Below are 18,984 nucleotides of genomic sequence, written 5' to 3'. Positions count from 1 at the left end.
CTGCCGGCGGCCCGAGGGGGCCGGGCTCCACGCGGTCTGCCAGGTATAACGCCCCGCCCCGGGCACCGATTCCGTCGCGCCGGTGACCCCCACCAAGCCCCGCCGCGCCCGAAGCCGACAAACCCGACATGCGACGCATTCGCCCGGCGACCCGCGTGACTTCGGTGCGGATTGGCCCCGGTGGGGGCAACTTGCTCCCGGATCTCGACGCGTCCCGGGAGACGGATAGCTGCTCCCAACAAGGGCGGGTCACGCACGACGCGGCGGCCGGGGCGGCCGAGCGGCGGTCAGCGCCGCTTACCGGAGCGACGGAGCGCCCAGATTCCGCCGGCGACGGCCACCGCCGTCGACACCAGGCAACAGAGCAGCAGGACGGACAGGTGCCACGGCTTGATCGCTCCCATCTGCCGAAGGATAGCCGCCGAGGTCCACCGCGACGGTGGTCAGGACGGTGTCGTGGCCGGGTCACTGTCGAGGGCGGCGAGGATCGCCTCGGCCGTACGCCGGCCCACGCCGGGCACCTCGGTGATCTCCTCCACGGTGGCGCCGGACAGCCGCTTGAGGGAGCCGAAGTGCCGCAACAGCGCCTTGCGTCGAACCTCGCCCAGACCTGGCACGTTGTCCAGCGCGGACTCGGTCATCCGCTTGGAGCGCCGCTGCCGGTGGAACGTGATGGCGAAGCGGTGCGCCTCGTCGCGCACCCGTTGCAGCAGGTAGAGCGCCTCCGAGGTGCGCGGCAGGATGACCGGGTAGTCGTCGTCGGGCAGCCAGACCTCCTCCAACCGCTTGGCCAGCCCGCACAGCGCCACGTCGTCGATGCCCAGCTCGGTAAGCGCCTTCGCGGCGGCGGCCACCTGCGGCGGCCCGCCGTCGACCACCACCAACTGGGGCGGGTACGCGAACCGGCGCGGACGTCCGGTCGTCGGGTCGATGCCCGGACGGTCGGGGTCCGCGGCGGTTTCCTCGCCCAACTCGCCGGTCTCGGCGCGCGCGTCGAGGTAGCGGGCGAAGCGCCGGCGCAGCACCTCGGACATGGCGGAGAGGTCGTCGGTGGCGCCGCGCACGATGAACCGGCGGTATTCGCTCTTGCGGGGCAGCCCGTCCTCGAAGACGACCATGCTGGCGACCACGTCGGTGCCCTGGATCTGGGAGACGTCGTAGCACTCGATGCGCAACGGCGAGGTGCGCATGGCGAGCGCGTCGGCGATCTCGTCGAGGGCCTGGCTGCGGGTCGTCAGATCACCGGCGCGCTTGAGTTTGTGGCGGGTCAGGGCGTCCTTCGCGTTGCGCTCGACGGTCTCCAGCAGCGACCGCTTGTCGCCGCGCTGCGGCACCCGCAGCGACACCCGGCTGCCCCGGCGGGTGGAGAGCCAGTCGGCGAGCGCGTCGGCGTCGGCGGGCAACTCGGGGACGAGCAACTCCCGGGGGACGTCGGCCTCGCCCTGCTCGCCGCCGTAGACCTGGGTGCAGAAGTGGTGCACGAGGTCGCCGGTGGTCAGCTCCTCGGTCTTCTCCACCACCCAGCCGCGCTGGCCGCGCACCCGGCCGTCGCGGACGTGGAAGACCTGCACCGCGGCTTCGAGCGGGTCGTCGGCGAACGCCACCACGTCGGCGTCGGTGCCGTCGCCGAGCACCACGGTCTGCTTCTCCATGGCCCGCCGCAACGCGGCCACGTCGTCGCGCAGCCGGGCGGCCCGCTCGAACTCCAACTGCTCGCTGGCGTCGAGCATGTCCTTCTCCAGCCGGCGCACCATGGTGTCGGTGCGGCCGGCCATGAAATCGCAGAAGTTGTCGACGATCTCCCGGTGGCGCGCGGCGGTGACCGTGCCGACGCACGGCGCCGAGCACTTGCCGATGTAGCCCAACAGGCAGGGCCGGCCGACCTGACCGGCCCGCTTGAAGACGCCGGAGGAGCAGGTGCGTGCCGGGAAGACGCGCAGCAGCAGGTCGAGCGTCTCGCGGATGGCCCAGGCGTGCGAGTAGGGCCCGAAGTAGCGCACCCCCTTGCGCTTGGTGCCGCGCATCACCTGCAGGCGCGGGTATTCCTCGTCGAGGGTGACCGCCAGGTAGGGGTAGGACTTGTCGTCGCGGTAGCGGACGTTGAACCTGGGGTCGTACTGCTTGATCCAGGTGTATTCCTGCTGGAGCGCCTCGACCTCGGTGGCGACGGTGATCCAGTCGACCGACTCGGCGGTGAACACCATCTGCCGGGTGCGCTGGTGCAGGTTGACCGGGTCGGCGAAGTAGGAGTTGAGCCGGCTGCGCAGGTTGCGCGCCTTGCCCACGTAGATCACCCGGCCGGTGCCGTCGCGGAAGCGGTAGACCCCTGGGGACTCCGGGATGGTGCCGGTCGCGGGACGGTAGGTCGAGGGGTCAGCCACGTGTTCAACCCTAGTCCGCACCCCCGACAGCCGGCCGCCGCCGCACCCCGTCCGCGGGCGGCGGACGGGATGCGGCGCCGCCGATCAGGGCAGCGTGATCTGGTCGCCCTCGACCTTGATCTCCCTGGCCGCGAGCGGCCTGGTGGCGGGGCCCTGCTTCACCGAGCCGTCGGCGATCGAGAACCGGCTGTTGTGGCAGGTGCAGTTGATGGTGCCGCCGTCGACGCTCGACACCGGGCAACCCTGGTGCGTGCAGATCGGGTCGAACGCCTTGAACTGGCCGGCCTCGGGCTGGGTGATCACCACGCCCTTGCTGGCGTACACCGCGCCGCCACCGACCGGGATGTCGGTGGTGCGGGCCAGCGGACCGCTGCTGTCCCGGTTGCCGCCGCCGGCGTCGCCGGTGGCGGTGGCGCCGGGCGGCCCGCCGCTGGTCGGGGCCAGGCCCGGCGTGGCGTCGTCGTCGCCGCAGCTGGCGAGCGCCACGGCCGCGCCGAGCGCGCCGGCGCCCGCGAGCAGGGCTCTGCGGCTCCTGGTGACCGGCCCGGCCACCACCTGATCGTCACTCATCTCCGGCCTCTCTGTCGGCTGTCGCCACCGGTCATGATCCGTGGCCACACTGCGGTGCACGCACCAGCGTGGTGCACGGTTCATACTGACGCGTCACGAAACGGGCATCGACGCGCCGGCACCGGCGGGTCGTCAGCGCACGCCCGCCGGCACCTTGCGGGCCCGCGACTTCGTGGCGCCGTTGGCCTTGGCCGCCCGGGTGGTGGCCGCCTTGGCGCCCTTGGCCTCGCCGGCCAGTTTGAGGATCGGCCGCAGGAACTCGCCGGTGTGACTCTCCGGCACCTCGGCCACCTCCTCCGGGGTGCCGGTGGCGAGCACCGTGCCGCCCCGGTGACCGCCCTCCGGCCCCATGTCGATGAGCCAGTCGGCCGTCTTGATCACGTCGAGGTTGTGCTCGATGGTGATCACGGTGTTGCCCTTGTCGACCAGGCCCTCCAGCACCATCAACAGCTTGCGGATGTCCTCGAAGTGCAGGCCGGTGGTGGGCTCGTCGAGCACGTAGACCGTCCGGCCGGTCGAGCGCTTCTGCAACTCGGAGGCGAGCTTCACCCGCTGCGCCTCGCCGCCGGACAGCGTCGGCGCGGGCTGGCCGAGCCGCACGTAGCCCAGCCCGACGTCGACGAGCGTCTTCAGGTGCCGGTGGATGGCCGGGATGGCGGAGAAGAATTCGGCGGCCTCCTCGATCGGCATGTCCAGCACCTCGGCGACCGTGCGGCCCTTGTAGTGCACCTCGAGCGTCTCCCGGTTGTAGCGGGCGCCCTTGCACACCTCGCAGGGGACGTAGACGTCCGGCAGGAAGTTCATCTCGATCTTGATGGTGCCGTCGCCGGAGCACGCCTCGCAGCGCCCGCCCTTGACGTTGAACGAGAACCGGCCCGGGCCGTACCCCCGGACCTTGGCCTCGGTGGTCTCGGCGAAGAGCTTGCGGACGTGGTCCCAGACCCCGGTGTAGGTGGCCGGGTTGGAGCGCGGGGTCCGGCCGATCGGCGACTGGTCCACGCCGACGACCTTGTCCACGTGCTCCAAGCCGGTGACCCGGGTGTGCCGGCCAGGCACCAGCCGGGCGCCGTTGATCTGGTTGGCGAGCACCGTGTAGAGGATGTCGTTGACAAGCGTCGACTTGCCCGAGCCGCTGACCCCGGTGACCGCGATGAGCTGGCCGAGCGGGAAGTTCACGGTGAGGTTGCGCAGGTTGTGCTCGCGCGCGCCGTGCACCACCAGCTCCCGGCCCGGCGTCTGCGGCCGGCGGGTCGTCGGGGTCGGGATGGCCTTGCGCCCGGCGAGGTAGGCGCCGGTGACCGACTCGTCGTTGTCGAGCAGCGCCGGCACCGAGCCGCTGTGCACGATCTTGCCGCCGTGCTCGCCCGCGCCCGGGCCGATGTCGACGATCCAGTCCGCCACCCGGATGGTGTCCTCGTCGTGCTCGACCACGATCAGCGTGTTGCCCAGCCCGCGCAGCCGCAGCAGCGTCTCGATGAGCCGGTGGTTGTCGCGCTGGTGCAGGCCGATCGAGGGCTCGTCGAGCACGTAGAGCACCCCGACCAGACCGGAGCCGATCTGGGTGGCGAGCCGGATGCGCTGCGCCTCGCCGCCGGAGAGCGTGCCGGCCGGCCGGTCCAGCGAGAGGTAGTCCAGGCCGACGTCGAGCAGGAACCTCAGCCGGGCGTTGATCTCCTTGAGCACGCGCTCGGCGATCATCTTCTGCCGGTCGGTCAGCTCGATGCCGGCGAGCAGGTCGGCCGCCTCGCCGACGGAGAGGTTGCAGACCTCGGCGATGCTCCGGCCGGCCAGCGTGACCGCGAGCACCTCCGGCTTGAGCCGGGTGCCGCCGCAGGCCGCGCAGGGCACGTCGCGCATGTAGCCCTCGTACTTGTCGCGGGACCACTCCGACTCGGTGTCGTTGTGCCGGCGCTCGATCCACTGCACCACGCCCTCGAAGCCGGTGTAGTAGGAGCGCTCGCGGCCGTACTTGTTGCGGTAGCGCACGTGCACCTGGTCGTCGGAGCCGTGCAGGATCGTCTTCTGCGCCCGCGACGGCAGCGCCCGCCACGGCGTGTCGACGTCGAAGTGCTCGGCCTCGCCGAGCGCCTCCAGCAGGCGCAGGAAGTATTCCAGGTTGTGCCCGGTGGCCCAGGGCTGGATCGCGCCCTCGCGCAGCGTGCGCTCCGGGTCCGGGATGACCAGCTCGGGGTCGACCTCCTTCTTGGTGCCCAGGCCGGTGCACTCCGGGCAGGCGCCGTAGGGCGCGTTGAAGGAGAAGACCCGGGGTTCCAGGTCCTCGATCGCCAGCGGGTGGTCGTTCGGGCAGGCCAGGTGCTCGGAGTAGCGGCGCTCCCGGGCCGGGTCGTCCTCGGCGAGGTCGACGAAGTCGAGCAGCACCAGGCCGCCGGAGAGGCCGAGCGCCGCCTCGACCGAGTCGGTGAGCCGCTGCTTGGCGCTCGCCTTGACGCTGAGCCGGTCGATCACCACCTCGATGGTGTGCTTCTCCTGCTTCTTGAGCTTCGGCGGCTCGGTCAGCGGGTGCACCACGCCGTCGACCCGGGCCCGCGCGTAGCCCTTGGCCTGCAGCTCGGCGAAGAGGTCGACGTATTCGCCCTTGCGGCCGCGCACCACCGGCGCGAGCACCATGAACCTGGTGCCCTCGGGCATGGCGAGCACGCGGTCGACGATCTGCTGCGGGCTCTGCTTCGAGATCCGCTCGCCGCAGACCGGGCAGTGCGGCTCGCCGATGCGGGCGAAGAGGAGGCGGAGGTAGTCGTAGACCTCGGTGATGGTGCCGACGGTGGAGCGCGGGTTGCGGGAGGTGGACTTCTGGTCGATGGAGACCGCCGGGCTCAGGCCCTCGATGAAGTCGACGTCGGGCTTGTCCATCTGGCCGAGGAACTGCCGGGCGTACGACGACAGCGACTCGACGTAGCGGCGCTGCCCCTCGGCGAAGATGGTGTCGAACGCCAGGCTCGACTTGCCCGAACCGGAGAGCCCGGTGAAGACGATCAGGGCGTCCCGGGGCAGGTCGAGACTGACGTCACGCAGGTTGTGCTCGCGCGCGCCACGGATGATCAGACGGTCGGCCACGGTGCGTGTGCTCCCGGAAGAAGAAATGTGAGGCGGAGTCCGTTTTTCATGAATCGCCGGGGCGCGGGAAAAGCGCCCCGGCAACTCTAGCCCCGCGGGGTGACAACTTCCGTGACGCGCACATTCCCCCGCTCAGCACGCGCCGGGAGCGGGCGGCGTCGCCGGACGCCCGGTGCGCCGCCGCCCGCCACGCCGGCCGCCCCGCCGCTCGGCGGCGAGCCGGACCGCCCGCCGGCCGCTCTCGTACGCGATCTCCCGCTGCAACCGGCGCCAGCTCTCCCACCGGCGCGCCGGCAGCTCGCCGCGGTCCAACGCGGCCCGCACCGCGCAGGCCGGCTCGGCGTCGTGCGCGCAGTCGGCGTACCGGCAGTCGGCGGCCAGCTGGGCGATGTCGGCGAACGCCCGGTCCAGCCCGGCCGAGCCGTCCAGCAGCCCGACCGCGCGTACCCCCGGGGTGTCCAGCACCGCTCCCCCGCCCGGCAGCGGCACCAGCGACCGCCAGGTGGTGGTGTGCCGGCCCTTGCCGTCGACGCGCCGGATCGCCTGGGTGGGCATCACCTCCGCCCCGGCCAGCGCGTTGACCAGGCTCGACTTGCCCGCGCCGGAGGGCCCGAGCAGGCCCAGCGTGCGACCCGGGGCGACGTGCCGACGCAGCGGCGCCAGGCCGGTGCCCCGCTCGGCGCTGACCGGCAGCACCGGCACCCCCGGGGTCAGCTCGGCCAACTGCCGGGCCACCGCGCCCGGGTCGGCCGCCAGGTCGGCCTTGGTGAGCAGCACCAGCGGCTCGGCCCCGGACTCGTGGGCCAGCGAGAGCAGTCGTTCGATCCGGGCGGCGTCCGGCGCCGGGTGCACCGGCTCGACCACCGCGGCGGTGTCGAGGTTGGCGGCCAGCACCTGGCCGCCGGCGTCCTTGCCGGCCGTGCGCCGCACCAGCGCGGTGCGCCGGGGCAGCACCGCCGCCACGGTGACCGGGCCGTCCGGCCAGGTGGTCAGCAGCACCCAGTCACCCGCGCAGGGCAGCGCGGTCAGGTCGCGGGCCGCGGCGGCGAGCACGCCGCCGCCGAGGCTCGCCCGCACCGGGCCCTCCGGGCGCAGCACGGTGCACACGCCGCGGTCCACCCGGGCCACCCGGCCGGGTCGGTCGGCGCGTCGATCGAGATGGGCGGCCCAGTCGGCGTCCCAGCCGAGGGCGGTCAGGTCGAGGGTCATGACGTCCTCATCGGTGTCGTGGGGATCCGGGGCGGAACACGCGCGCTGCGACCGGCATGTTCACCACCTCCTTCCCGGCGCCGCGACCGAAGTCGTCCCCGACGGTAAGGGGCGCGCCGACGCGCCGAAAGCGATTTCCACCGCGGGCGCGGCGGGGCGTGGCCCGCTACTGTCGAACCCGATGACGACGGATCCCCTGCTGCTGACCGGCGAGCTGGCCGAGGCGACCGACCGCCTGCTGCGCACCGTGGCCGGTCTGAGCGCCGCGGACGCGGCGGCGCAGTCGCTGCTGCCGGGCTGGACCCGGGCGCACGTGCTCACCCACCTGGCCCGCAACGCCGACGGGTTCGTCAACCTGCTCACCGCCGCGCGCACCGGCGAGCCGATCCCGATGTACGCCTCGCCCGAGGCCCGCGCCGCCGACATCGAGGCGGGTGCCGGCCGGGGCCCGGCCGACCTGCTTGACGACCTGCGCCGCAGCGGCCGGCGCTTCGACGCGGCGGTGGCCGAGATGCCGGTGGCCGCCTGGGGCGCCACGGTGCAGACCCGGCGCGGTCCGTGGCCGGCGGCGCTGCTGGTCTGGGGCCGGCTGCGCGAGGTCGAGGTGCACCACGTGGACCTGGCCGCCGGCTACCGGCCGGCCGACTGGCCGGCGGCGTTCGCCCACCGGCTGCTGCACGAGGTGACGGCCGGGCTGGCCGGCGACCCGGCCGCGCCGGCCATGGTGCTGCGCGTCGACGGCGCCGGGCACGACATCGTCGTGGGCGACCCCGAGGGGGCGCCCACGGTCACCGGCCCCGCGCCGGAACTCGCCGCCTGGCTGACCGGCCGGGGCACCGGCGAGCTGCTCACCGTCGTTCCCGACGGCCCCCTGCCGAATCCACCGGAATGGATCTGAACATCGTCATGACCTACACCGGAGACGTCACGCCCGGCGGTCCGCCGGCCGTGCGCGAGCTCGACCGGCTCACCGTCACCAAGCTGTCGGTGGGCCCGATGGACAACAACGCCTACCTGCTGCGCTGCCGCGCCACCGGCGAGCAGGTGCTGATCGACGCCGCCAACGAGGCGCCCCGCCTGCTGGAGCTGATCGGCGACGCCGGGCTGGCCACCGTGGTGACCACCCACCGGCACATGGACCACTGGGTCGCGCTGGAGGAGGTGGTGGCCAAGACCGGTGCCCGCGCGCTGGTGCACGCCGACGACGCCGAGGGCCTGCCGATCGACGCCGAGCCGCTGCGCGAGGGCGACCCGGTCGCCGTCGGCGACTGCGCGCTCGAGGTGATCCACCTGCGCGGGCACACCCCGGGGTCGATCGCGCTGCTCTACCGCGACCCGGCCGGTGGGCCGCACCTGTTCACCGGCGACTCGCTCTTCCCCGGCGGGGTGGGCAACACCGACCAGGACCCGGAGCGGTTCGGGCAGCTCATCGACGACGTCGAGGCCAAGCTCTTCGACCGGCTGCCGGACGACACCTGGTTCTATCCGGGCCACGGCAAGGACAGCACGCTCGGCGCCGAGCGGCCCGGCGTGCCGCAGTGGCGGGCGCGCGGCTGGTGAACGCGCCGGGTCCGGCCTCCCCCGTGGCGGCCGGGCCCGGCCCGCTCAGCCGGTCACCGCACGCAGCCGGCGCCGGGCGCCGAGCAGCACCGGACCGGCGAGCAGCAGCCCGACCGCCATGGTGAGCACGGTCGGGTCGGGCGCGCCGGGCAGCAGGCCGGTGAGCGTCCGCGCGGCCAGCCCGAGCGCCACGTAGAGCCCGGCCCAGGCGGTGGCGCCGAGCGCCGCGCAGGTGACGAACCGCCGGTACGGCATCCGCAGCCCACCGGCGGCCAGCGGCAGCAACGCGTTGAGCACCGGCAGGAACGGCGCCACCAGCACGATCCGCCCGCCGCCGCGACGCAGCAGCGTCTCGGCGGCCGCCCACCGGGACTCGCCGATCCAGCCGCCCAGCCGGCCGCGCCGCAGCCGGCCGCCCCAGAGCCGGCCGGCGAGGAAGCTCAACGACCAGCCGGCCAGGCAACCGGCGACCACGGCCGCGACCACCGCCGCCCCACCGACCGGCCGGCCGGCGCCGACCGCGGCCAGGACCGCGGCGTCGCCGGGCACCAACACCCCGAGCAGCGGTACGGCGTCGGCGAGCATGACCACGCCCAGCAGACCCATCAGCAGTGTGGTGGGCAGCTGCCCGAACTGGGCGAGGAGATCCGTCATACGTCGCACGCTATGCCTGCTCGGCCGCCCGGGACATCGGGCGTGACCCCCCACACGCCCCCGAGGTCGCATCCGGAGGATCCCCGAGCGTCAGCGCGGACGCAGCACCTGCACCCGGCGCACCGGGGAGTCGACGGCGGGCTCGGTGGTGGGCACCGGGTAGCTGGCCACCAGCTCCCACCCGTCCGGCGGCAGGTGGCCCCGGTCCGGGTCACCGAGCAGCACCTCGGCCCCCCGGTCGGCGCAGCGCCGCAGGTAGGGCAGCACCCGGGCGGCCAGGGCCGCATCGTAGAGGGCGTCGCCGGCCACCAGCAGGTCGACGCCCGCCACGCCGTCGAGCAGGTCCGTGCCGTCGGGGGTCACCCGGACCCGGTTCGCCCGGGCGTTCACCGTCACGGCGGCCAGCGCGTACGGGTCGACGTCGTTGGCCACCACACCGCCGGCCCCGCCCAGCGCGGCGGCGATGGCCACCAGCCCCGATCCGGCGGCCAGGTCGAGCACGCGCCGCCCGGCGACGAGTTCGGGGTGGTCGAGCAGGTGCCGGGCCAGCGCCTGCCCGCCGGCCCAGACGGAGGCCCAGTACGGCGGCGGGAGCGAACGACCGGCCGCGGCCTCCATCCGCGCCCACCACAGGATGGCGTCCTCGGCCAGGTGCAGCCGCACCTCGGGCACGAACGGCGTGGCCATCAGCCGCAGGCGGTCCGGGCCCACCCCGGGCGCCGTGATCTCCCGTTGCAGGTCGGTCAGCGCCGTCGTAGTGCTCATCGGGGCAAGCATGCCGTGCCCCGACGGCCACCGGTGGCATTTCCGGCCCGCAGGTATTCACGAGCCACGCCGGCACTTCCGCCAGCGGATCCGGGTCCGGGCGGTTACTGTCGGGGAGGTACAGGGCGATCACCGGCCGCGGGCCGGTGCTCACCCGCATTGAACAGGGAGAGACGCATGGCAACCGGCACGGTCAAGTGGTTCAACTCGGAAAAGGGCTTCGGCTTCATCGAGCAGGACGGCGGAGGCCCGGACGTGTTCGTCCACTACTCGGCCATCCAGAGCGGCGGCTATCGCGAACTCAACGAGGGCCAGAAGGTCGAGTTCGAGGTGACGCAGGGCCAGAAGGGCCCGCAGGCGGACAACGTCCGTCCGATGTGACGATGTGCCGGTGGCGGCGGTCGGGCTCCGACCGCCGCCGCAGCGCGCTATCCGGCAGTCACCTGCTGGTCACGCCGCCGGCGTAGCGGCCCGGCCAGCAGGTGATGCGGCCGAGCAGGTGATGCGGCGGTGGGTCTGCCGGAGGCTGCCCTTGACCACGTTGCCGATCGCGACGTCCAGGCTCACCAGCACGCCGCCGAGCACCAGCCGGCGCCGCGACGCGGCACTCGTCGCGGCGCGGGCGGATCAGGCGGTCAGCCGCCGGGACAGCTCGTCGGCGACGTCCCGGGCGATCTGCGGCGGGATGGCCTCGGCGATCTTCTCCGGCGGCAGCCCGGCGAGGACGCCGGTGACGATCTGCTGCTCGTCGGTGAAGTCCTTGCCGGACAACTCGTTGACCTGGGCCACGAGCGCCGGCCACCCCTGGAGCATGGTCAGCATCTGCTGCAGCGGCGAGTTCGCCGCCGGCGGCGTGACCAGCCCGGTGGTGTTGGCCGGCGAGATCAGCCAGTTGCGCAGGTTCTGCAGGTCGGCGAGGACGTCGCCGACGGTACGGGTCGCCGAGCCGGTGTTCCTGATGAGCTTGTCGGTCTGTTCCATGTCGGTCTCCGGTTCCGGGGGAGCGATCAGGGCGATCGCGGTGAGATAGCGGCGGAACAGCGGCGTCTGGTCCCGGCCCGCCTTGGTCGAGTCGCGGAAGAAGCTGATGTGGGTGTGGAAGAGGTGACTGCTGTCGCCGCTGGTCCGCCGGCCCAGGCGGTCCCACCGCCGCACCGTGCGGCCGTCGGCGGAGTAGATGATCTCCCGGATGTCCCGGGTGTCGGCGGCGTTCGCCACGCACTGCGCCACCAACCAGGTGGAGAACGTCCGCAGCGTGTGCGTGGCGCCACCCGAGCGGACCGAGAACGTGCCCACGTCCAGTGCGGACGCGTACAGGGTCAATCCGGACCGGTCCCGGGGGGACTCGACGACGGAGTAGTCGTTGGGGACCACCCGGTCGGAGCCGCAGTGATAGCCGCCCCGGTGGCTGGGGTCCCCGACGATGCCGACCTCCGCCGGTTCGAGATCGGCGTCCCGGACGACGCTCTTGTCGACGTTGAGATAGCTGAGTAACAGACTGCGGACGGCCAGCAGGTTCGCCGGAGCCGACGTCATGGCGGATCCCCTCCGATCGATCGGCAAGGGCACGACAGTCACAAAAAGTGATGAGGACAGTTCCGCGAACACGCCCTTGCCGGATGGCTGCACGGCACCGGGCACTTGCCTGAAGAGTATCCCCCGCCGGAAGAAAATCCCAGCTCAGGACTAATATTTCCGGTCAGATGTCCGTCGTGGACGACGGCAGCAGCGGCAGCAGCACCGCCGAAGGGTGCTCGTGGTCGCGCAGCACCTCCCGCCATCCGGCACGCAGTGTCACGGCGGTGCCGAGCGGCTCACCGGTGCCGGGATTGCGCGCGTAGCGCGGGTGGGCGCCGCCGGAGACCTGGACCCGCAACCGGTGCCCGGGCGCGAACCGGTGGGCGGTCGGCCAGAGCGCGACCGGCACCCGGAGCACCCCGGACCCGTCGTCGGGGAACCGTCCCGGCTCGACGCGGACCAGGCCGTCGCAGACGTTCCAGGACCGCCCGCGGCGGTCCACGTCGCACAGCCGCACGAACACGTCGAGGTAGGACAGCTCGCTGCGCAGATAGATCTCAGCGCGCACCGGCCCGACCACCTCCACCGCCGTACGCACCGGTTCGCTGGTGTAGGTCAGCACGTCCGGGCGGGCCTCCACCGCGCGGTTGTCCACCGCGCCCGCCCGCTGGGCGACGAGCAGCGGCCCACCCAGCGACGGGGTCGGGTCGGCCGGGTCGTACCGGAACCGGTCCGGCCCGCCGCCGGCCGGTGGCGGGCCGGTGGCGAGGCCGCCGTCGGGTTGCAGGTGCCAGCGCGTCGGGGTGGCCGGCGGCGGCCAGTCGGGCAGGTCCCGCCAGCCGCCGCCGGCGCCGCCGACGTGCACCCGGACCGGGGCGCGCTCCGCTGCCGAACGCGGTGGCGCCGCGCGGTCGGCCAGGTGCTCGGTGAACCAGTCCAGCGCCTCCCGCAGCGACGCGAGCAGCAGCCCCACGCTGCCGTGCGTCCACGGGCCGACGGTCAGACTCGGGCGGGCGCCGGCGGCGCGCAGCCGGGCGTAGTCGTCGAGCTGGGCCGGCAGGAAGATGTCCTGCCAGCCGCTGACCATGGCGACCGGCGCGCCAACCTCGCCGATCCGGTCGCCGAAGACCCGGGCCCGCCAGTAGTCGGCGTCCGGCGTGTGGTGGCGCAGCCACTCCTGGAAGAACGGCACGGTCACACCGGTGGCGACCCGGTCCGCCTCGACCAACGGCAGGTGGCGCAACGCACGGACCAGCCGGGGCTGGCCACGCTTGAGTTCCCACTGCCGGGCCAGCCAGGGCACGGTCTGCGCCTGGAGCAGCTCCGCCCAGGTGAGCACCGTGTCCAACGCGAAGGACTCCCCGGCGTACGTCGAGTCGCGGGTGGCCGAGGCGGTCACCACCGCGACCATCGCGCGCAGCTCGTCGCCCGCCTCGGCGGCCACCGCCCACTGCACGAAACCCTGGTAGCTGGCGCCGAACATGCCGAACGCGCCGGTCCACCAGCGCTGGCAGCGCAGCCAGTCGAGGGTGTCCAGGCCGTCGTCGCGCTCGTGCACCAGCGGGGCGAACCGGCCGCCGGAGCCGTACGTGCCGCGGCAGGACTGGATCACCACGTGGAAGCCGCGCTCGGCGATCAGCCGGCCGAGCAGCCGGATCGGCCCGCCGCGCCCGTACGGGGTCCGGATCAGCACGCAGGCGGCGCCGGGCAGGTCGGGCGCGTAGTGGTCGGTACGCAGGGTGGTCCCGTCGCGGACCCGCACCGGGATGTCGCGGGTGACGGTGACGCGGCCGGTGCGGGCGACGGGCAGCCGCAGTGCCGCCGCGGCGAGCCGGGTGATCAGCCGCACGGTCAGCGGTCGCCGGACGGTTCGGCGGTGGTCCGGGCGGCGCGCACCTCGTCCCGGTGTGCCCGCATGCTGTGCACCATCTCACCCATGAACCGGTGCACCACGGCCAGTTCGTCGTCGGTGAACCGGTCCATCACCTCGTCGGTGCGCCGGCCCAGCGGGCCGAAGAAGCTCTGCGCCAGGGTGGCGCCCCGATCGGCGTAGTGCAGCAGGATCTTGCGGCGGTCGGCGGTGTCCCGGTCGCGCCGGATGTGGCCCGCGCGTTCGAGCCGGTCGACCAGGGCGGTGACCGAGCCGGACGAGAGGCTGAGCACGTCGCCGAGCCGGCCGGGGGTGATCGGCTCGCCCACCAGCTCGGCCTCCATCACCGCGATCAGCGCCTGCAGGTCGGTGGGGTTGAGCCCGTGCAGGCCGGCGAAGGCGTGGCCGACGTGCTGGGCGTCCACCGAGTAGCGACGCAGGTCGTTGGTGATCTCGGCGACCATCCGCCCGCGCGGGTCGTCCCGTCGCCGGTACATGCCGTGCCCCGTCACCGCTCGCCGTCACCCCCCTGCCCGGTCCGGTTGCAGCATAGAGCCTTCCCGGATAATCTCGCTCATCAAGATACTCGGCTGGCGAGAATCAACCTGGTAGAAGTCATGTGAGGCGTCCGATGTCACTGTTCACCCGCGTCGCCCGGGGCCGGCTGGCCGCCTGGCTCACCGTGGTCGCCGCCCTCGTCGTCGGCGCACTCGTCTTCGGGCTACCCAAACCGGACAATCCCCAACCGGTTTCCGCCACCGGCCTGTCCGTCGAGTGGCAGTCGACACAGGTCGAGCGGCTCCAGGACCAACTCCCGTCCCGCGACACCCAGGCCGCGCTGGTGGTGGTCAGCCGCGCCGACCGGGCCCCGCTCAGCGCCGCCGACCGGTCCGCGCTCGACGACGCCGCCGGCGAACTGGGCGCGGTCGCCGTCGGCGGCCGGGTCGCCCCGGCCCAGCTCTCCCCGGACGGCACGGTGGCCCTGGTCGCGGTGCCGCTGTCGACCGCGGGCGACCAGCAGTCCGTGGTCGACGAGGTGGTCAAGGTGCGCGAGGCCGTGGCCGACCTGCCCGACGACCTGACCGTCGAGGTCACCGGCGGACCCGCCTTCACCGCCGACCTGAGCAAGGTGTTCCAGGGCGCCGACACCACCCTGCTGCTGGTCACCGCCGCGGTGGTGGCGCTGCTGCTGCTCGTCACCTACCGCAGCCCGTTCCTGTGGCTCGTCCCGCTGCTGGTGGTCGCCGCCGCCGAGCAGCTCACCCTGCGCACCGTGGAGACCGTCGTGCCCGCGCTGGGGATCTACCTGCCCAGCGGCCAGGTCACCGGCATCGCGAGCGTGCTGGTCTTCGGCGCCGCCACCGACTACGCCCTGCTGCTCATCGCCCGCTACCGCGAGGAGCTGCGCCGCGAGGAGAACCGGTTCGCCGCCATGCGGGCCGCCCTGCGGCGCACCGCCGAGCCGATCCTGGCCAGCGGCGGCACCGTCGTCCTCGGGGTGCTGACGCTGCTGCTGTCGGAGCAGGAGACCAACCGCGCGCTCGCGGTGGCCTGCGCCATCGGCGTCGTCTTCGCGATGCTCTCCGCCCTGTTCGTGCTCCCCGCCGCGCTGGTGCTCTTCGGCCGCGGTCTGTTCTGGCCGTTCGTGCCGAAGGTCGGCGGCGCCGCCCGCGAGGGCCGGCTCTGGGGCCGCCTCGGCGAACTGGTCGTCCGCCGGCCGCTGCCGGTCGCGGTCCTGGCCACCCTGCTCCTCGCCGGCCTCGCGCTCGGCGGCCTGGGGATCCGCACCGGCCTGTCCGAGACCGAGCAGTTCCGGGAGCGCCCCGAGGCGGTCGCCGGCGCGGAGACCCTCGCGCGGGCGTTCCCCGCCGGCAGCACCCAGCCGGTCGCCGTGCTCACCAACCCGCAGGCCGCGCCCGCGGTGCTCGCTGCCGCAGGCGCGGTCGACGGGGTCGCCTCGGCCCGGCCGAGCACCGCCGGCGACCGGGTCGCCCAGGTCGACGTGGTGCTCACCGCCGAGCCCGGCACCGCCGCCTCCGACCGCGCGGTCGTGGCGCTGCGCGACGCGGTCGCCGCCGTACCGGACTCCGCGCCGCCCACCGTCGACGGAGCCGACGCCCCGGACGGCGCCCTGGTCGGTGGCCCGGTCGCCGCCACCTACGACTCGAACCAGGCGAACACCAGGGACCTCCAACTGATCCTGCCGATCATCCTGCTGCTCGTCGGCGCCGTGCTGGTGCTGCTGCTACGCGGCCTGCTGGCCCCGCTGCTGCTGGTGCTGACCGTGATCGGCTCGTTCTTCGCCAGCCTCGGCGCGGCGTGGCTGCTCTTCGACCACGTGCTGGGCTTCCCGGCCCTGGACAGCGGGGTGCTGCTGCTGGCCTTCGTGTTCCTGGTCGCGCTCGGCGTGGACTACAACATCTTCCTGGTCACCCGGGCCCGGGAGGACGCCCGTCGCACCGGCACCCGCGACGGCATGCTGTCTGCGCTGCGGGTCACCGGCGGCGTCATCACCAGCGCCGGGGTGCTGCTGGCCGCGGTCTTCGCGGTGCTGGGGGTGCTGCCGCTGATCACGCTCACCCAGATCGGGATCATCGTCTGCGTCGGCGTGCTGCTGGACACGTTGCTGGTCCGCACCGTGCTGGTGCCGGCGCTGGCGTTCCTGCTCGGCGACCGCTTCTGGTGGCCCGGCAGGATCACCCGCGAAGCGGACGCGCCGGTCGACGCGCCGGCCGAGCCGGTCACCGCGCGGGACTGACCCGCCGGCCGGGGGCGGCGTGCCGTCCCCGGCCGGTCCCGGTCAGAACGCGAGACACTCACAACTGGTCATCAACTCGCGCACGTTGTAGACGTACTGCGGGTTCGGGATGGTCAGCGGCTTCCCCTTCTGGGCCACCGCCGCGTGCCCGAAGTTGTACCCGGAGATCACGGCGTTGAGCAGGCAGGAGTTCAACTTCGAGGTGCACAGCGACGCGTCGAGCCGGTAGTCCGACTCGAAGTACATGTCGCCGATGTATTTCGTGAGCCAGGCCAGGTAGGTGCCGCCCAGGTAGGCGTTGTCCCGGTAGTCGTCGATGTCGTACGATTGCTCGAACCGCTGGTTCATCCACTCCGCGGTGGCCGGCATCACCTGCATCAGCCCCACTCCGGTGTCGCAGGCGTAGATGTTGGACTGCCAGCCGCTCTCCTGCCAGGCGGTGGCCTTCAGCAGCGCCGACCGGATGCGGATGTCCGGCGCCGAGGTGGGCCAGTAGGTGCGCGCCGCGGCGTCGGACAACGCCTTCCTCACCGCGCTCCGGCTCGCCTCGGTGCCCCGGTAGCTCGGCTTGCAGCCACTGGCCGGCGGCTTCGGCGGCGGCGGCACCCGGGTCTCGGTCGGCGGCTTCGGTCGCGACAGCGGCGCCGTGGAGGTGCGCGACGGCTTCGGCCGTGGCTTCGCGCTCGCCGACGCGGCGGGGCTGGGCCGGCCGCCCATCGCCTCGACCGCCGGCGGCTCCTCGCTCGGCGCGTCGGCCGGCGCGTCGACGGGCCCCTCCGCCGCAGGCTCCTCGACCGGCGCCGCGGTGGGCACCTCCGCCGCCACCCGCACCGGCGGCTCCTCGTCGCCGCAGCCGGTCACCGCCCCCGCAGCCAGCAGCACCGCCACCGCAGCCGCGGCCATCCGGCCGACTCCTCGCCGCATCGAACCTCCCCGTGGTCCCGTCGGCGCACCCTAACAGGGATCGACGGGTCCGCGGGGTCCCCGCGACGTCGGCCGGCGCTCCCGGGGCCGGGGCGGCCGGGCACCGGTTTCGGCTCCGGGCGGGCCGGCGTCGCGGCCGGCGACCGGACCCGACAGCGCTGCCCCGGGAAGCGGACCAGGCGATACCGCCCCGGCGACCGGACCGGACGGTGCGCGCCCGCCGGCCACCCGCCCGCCGGTGTCCGGCCCGCCCGGCGGGCCGGCGTCCGCCACCCGCTCCCGGGTCGCCCAGGCGACCACGAACACGGTGGTCCAGGCGACCCCCAGCAGCACCGACGAGGCGGTGCCGCTGGCCGTGCTCCAACCCAGATAGAGCCGGGCGCCGCCGACCGCGACCACGCCGGCCGAGGCGACCGTCCAGACGGCCACCGCGACCGGCCAGCGCGCCCCGCGCGACACCAGCCAGGCCAGCGTGCCGAAACTCGCCGTCACCACCGCGTTCTGGCCGGGGAATAGGTCACCGTGCCGGTCCGGGCCACCCGGCCCGGTCAGGTCGGCGACCACGACCAGCAGCACCAACGGCACGGCCGCACCGACCGTGCCCAGCACGCCGAGCAGGTCCGCACGCCAGGGCCGGTGCCGCCGGGCCACCACCGCCGCCACCACGGCCACGGCGATGACCAGCACCCAGCCGCGCAGCACCGACAGCGCGGCCATCGCCGCGTCGGCCACCCCGGGGGTACGCCGGGCGGCGAACCAGTCGGCGACCAGCCCGTCGAGCACCCCGAGCCCGCTGTGCCGGACCACCGCCGCCAGCAACGCGGCCACCGCCAGCCCCACGGCGAACAGCAGCGCCAACCCGAGCGCCAGGTTGATCAGCAGCGTCCCGACCGGGCCGACCCGCATGCCGACCAGGAAGAACAGCACCCCGTAGCGGGACCGCAGCCAGCGCAGCGGCGGCAGGGCGACGGCACGGGCCGCCAGTGCCCGGACCGGATCCGGGTTGCGCCCCAGCCAGCGGCCGGCCAGCACCACGCCGAGCAGGCACGCCAGCAGCACCAGCACCGCCCCGGTGGCCCGGCCCAGCAACTGCGACACCCGCTCGTACGACCCGCCGGCCAGGTAGCCGGCGAGCACCGAGGCGCCGACCCAGCTCGCCACCCCGGCCAGGTTCCACGGCGCGAACCGCCGGTACGGCATCCCGACCCCGCCGGCGAGCCGGGGCGCCAGCGTGCGGGCGAAGGCGATCCAGCGCGCGGCCAGCATGCCGCGCCCGCCCAGCCGGTCCAGCAACTCCTCGGCGCGTCGCCACCGGTGCGCCCCGATCCGGGCGCCGAACCCGGAGGCCCGCAGACGCGGACCGTAACGCCGCCCGGCCCGGTAGGCGAGTGTGTCTCCGATCACGGCGGCGGCCGTCATGGCCAGCAGCGCGGGGGCGAGCCGTAGCGTCCCCGCGTACGCTAGGAAGCCGACCAGCAGCAGGGTCGCCTCGCCCGGCACCAGCAGCCCGACGATCACCGCGGTCTCCCCCGCGACGATCGCCGCGGCGACCAGGTAGATCAGCAGGGGCGACAGCTCCTGCAGCCAGTTCAGCAGATCAGGCATTCGGCACCCCGCACGGGAGCCAGCATGCCAGTGGCTGGCGCGGTCGGCCCAGCACTTCGACACAGATCCGGGCCATCTCGGGGGTGACCCCGAGG

At 73.8% G+C, this 18,984-nt stretch carries 14 protein-coding genes and 1 pseudogene; 4 read left to right on the top strand and 11 right to left on the bottom strand.

From position 1 onward, the window contains the following. Positions 1-443: 443 nt before the first annotated feature. The 4 genes from uvrC to rsgA form a co-directional block, all read right to left on the bottom strand. Entirely contained in the window at positions 444-2,381 is a 1,938-nt protein-coding gene (gene uvrC, locus AB0H28_RS28270; protein ID WP_358046557.1) for an excinuclease ABC subunit UvrC, read from the bottom strand. An 84-nt stretch (positions 2,382-2,465) separates the two neighbouring features. Next, positions 2,466-2,951: a Rieske (2Fe-2S) protein gene (locus tag AB0H28_RS28265; protein WP_358046554.1), complete on the bottom strand. Its 486-nt coding sequence runs from the start codon at positions 2,949-2,951 to the stop codon at positions 2,466-2,468. Between the two features lie 132 nt (positions 2,952-3,083). Then, a complete protein-coding gene (uvrA, locus tag AB0H28_RS28260; protein ID WP_358046551.1) occupies positions 3,084-6,026 on the bottom strand; it encodes an excinuclease ABC subunit UvrA in 2,943 nt (980 codons plus the stop codon). A gap of 132 nt (positions 6,027-6,158) precedes the next feature. Further along, the gene (gene rsgA / locus AB0H28_RS28255; protein WP_358046548.1) at positions 6,159-7,235 is read right to left on the bottom strand and encodes a ribosome small subunit-dependent GTPase A; all 1,077 of its coding nucleotides are present in this window, start codon (positions 7,233-7,235) and stop codon (positions 6,159-6,161) included. A gap of 181 nt (positions 7,236-7,416) precedes the next feature. Between rsgA and AB0H28_RS28250 the strand changes: the two genes are divergently transcribed. Both AB0H28_RS28250 and AB0H28_RS28245 read left to right on the top strand, forming a co-directional pair. Then, a complete protein-coding gene (locus tag AB0H28_RS28250) occupies positions 7,417-8,133 on the top strand; it encodes a maleylpyruvate isomerase family mycothiol-dependent enzyme (RefSeq protein ID WP_358046545.1) in 717 nt (238 codons plus the stop codon). Positions 8,134-8,141: 8 nt separating this feature from the next. Continuing rightward, entirely contained in the window at positions 8,142-8,795 is a 654-nt protein-coding gene (locus AB0H28_RS28245; protein ID WP_358046542.1) for an MBL fold metallo-hydrolase, read from the top strand. Positions 8,796-8,840: 45 nt separating this feature from the next. Here the strand turns inward: AB0H28_RS28245 and AB0H28_RS28240 are convergent, their stop codons facing one another. Both AB0H28_RS28240 and AB0H28_RS28235 read right to left on the bottom strand, forming a co-directional pair. Beyond that, a complete protein-coding gene (locus tag AB0H28_RS28240; RefSeq protein WP_358046539.1) occupies positions 8,841-9,449 on the bottom strand; it encodes a VTT domain-containing protein in 609 nt (202 codons plus the stop codon). A 90-nt stretch (positions 9,450-9,539) separates the two neighbouring features. Next, on the bottom strand, positions 9,540-10,214 hold the full coding sequence (locus tag AB0H28_RS28235) for a 50S ribosomal protein L11 methyltransferase (RefSeq protein WP_358046536.1): 675 nt from the start codon (positions 10,212-10,214) through the stop codon (positions 9,540-9,542). Between the two features lie 177 nt (positions 10,215-10,391). On the opposite strand from AB0H28_RS28235, the gene AB0H28_RS28230 reads away from it, so the two are divergent. After that, positions 10,392-10,595: a cold-shock protein gene (locus AB0H28_RS28230; RefSeq protein ID WP_091059998.1), complete on the top strand. Its 204-nt coding sequence runs from the start codon at positions 10,392-10,394 to the stop codon at positions 10,593-10,595. Positions 10,596-10,841: 246 nt separating this feature from the next. Here the strand turns inward: AB0H28_RS28230 and AB0H28_RS28225 are convergent, their stop codons facing one another. The 3 genes from AB0H28_RS28225 to AB0H28_RS28215 form a co-directional block, all read right to left on the bottom strand. Continuing rightward, complete coding sequence (locus AB0H28_RS28225; RefSeq protein WP_358046534.1) at positions 10,842-11,750, bottom strand: hypothetical protein; 909 nt, start codon at positions 11,748-11,750, stop codon at positions 10,842-10,844. A gap of 163 nt (positions 11,751-11,913) precedes the next feature. After that, a complete protein-coding gene (locus AB0H28_RS28220) occupies positions 11,914-13,587 on the bottom strand; it encodes a CocE/NonD family hydrolase (protein ID WP_358046560.1) in 1,674 nt (557 codons plus the stop codon). Continuing rightward, a complete protein-coding gene (locus AB0H28_RS28215) occupies positions 13,584-14,099 on the bottom strand; it encodes a MarR family transcriptional regulator (RefSeq protein ID WP_358046531.1) in 516 nt (171 codons plus the stop codon). The genes AB0H28_RS28220 and AB0H28_RS28215 overlap by 4 nt, the downstream gene beginning before the upstream one ends. Positions 14,100-14,233: 134 nt before the next feature. Here AB0H28_RS28215 and AB0H28_RS28210 point away from each other — a divergent pair, with 134 nt between their 5' ends. Further along, on the top strand, positions 14,234-16,360 hold the full coding sequence (locus tag AB0H28_RS28210) for an MMPL family transporter (protein WP_358046528.1): 2,127 nt from the start codon (positions 14,234-14,236) through the stop codon (positions 16,358-16,360). Between the two features lie 42 nt (positions 16,361-16,402). On the opposite strand, the gene AB0H28_RS28205 is transcribed toward AB0H28_RS28210, so the two are convergent. Together AB0H28_RS28205 and AB0H28_RS28200 are read right to left on the bottom strand one after the other, a co-directional pair. Then, a complete protein-coding gene (locus AB0H28_RS28205) occupies positions 16,403-17,284 on the bottom strand; it encodes a transglycosylase SLT domain-containing protein (protein WP_358046525.1) in 882 nt (293 codons plus the stop codon). Positions 17,285-17,557: 273 nt separating this feature from the next. Next, positions 17,558-18,889 (bottom strand): annotated as a pseudogene (locus tag AB0H28_RS28200) (DedA family protein); the annotation flags it as partial. Positions 18,890-18,984: the final 95 nt, after the last annotated feature.

This window comes from Micromonospora sp. NPDC050980 (assembly GCF_040653835.1).
Taxonomy (GTDB): Bacteria; Actinomycetota; Actinomycetes; order Mycobacteriales; family Micromonosporaceae; genus Micromonospora.
Note: the sequence above shows the minus strand (reverse complement) of the source record. Positions and strands in the feature narration are given on the sequence as shown.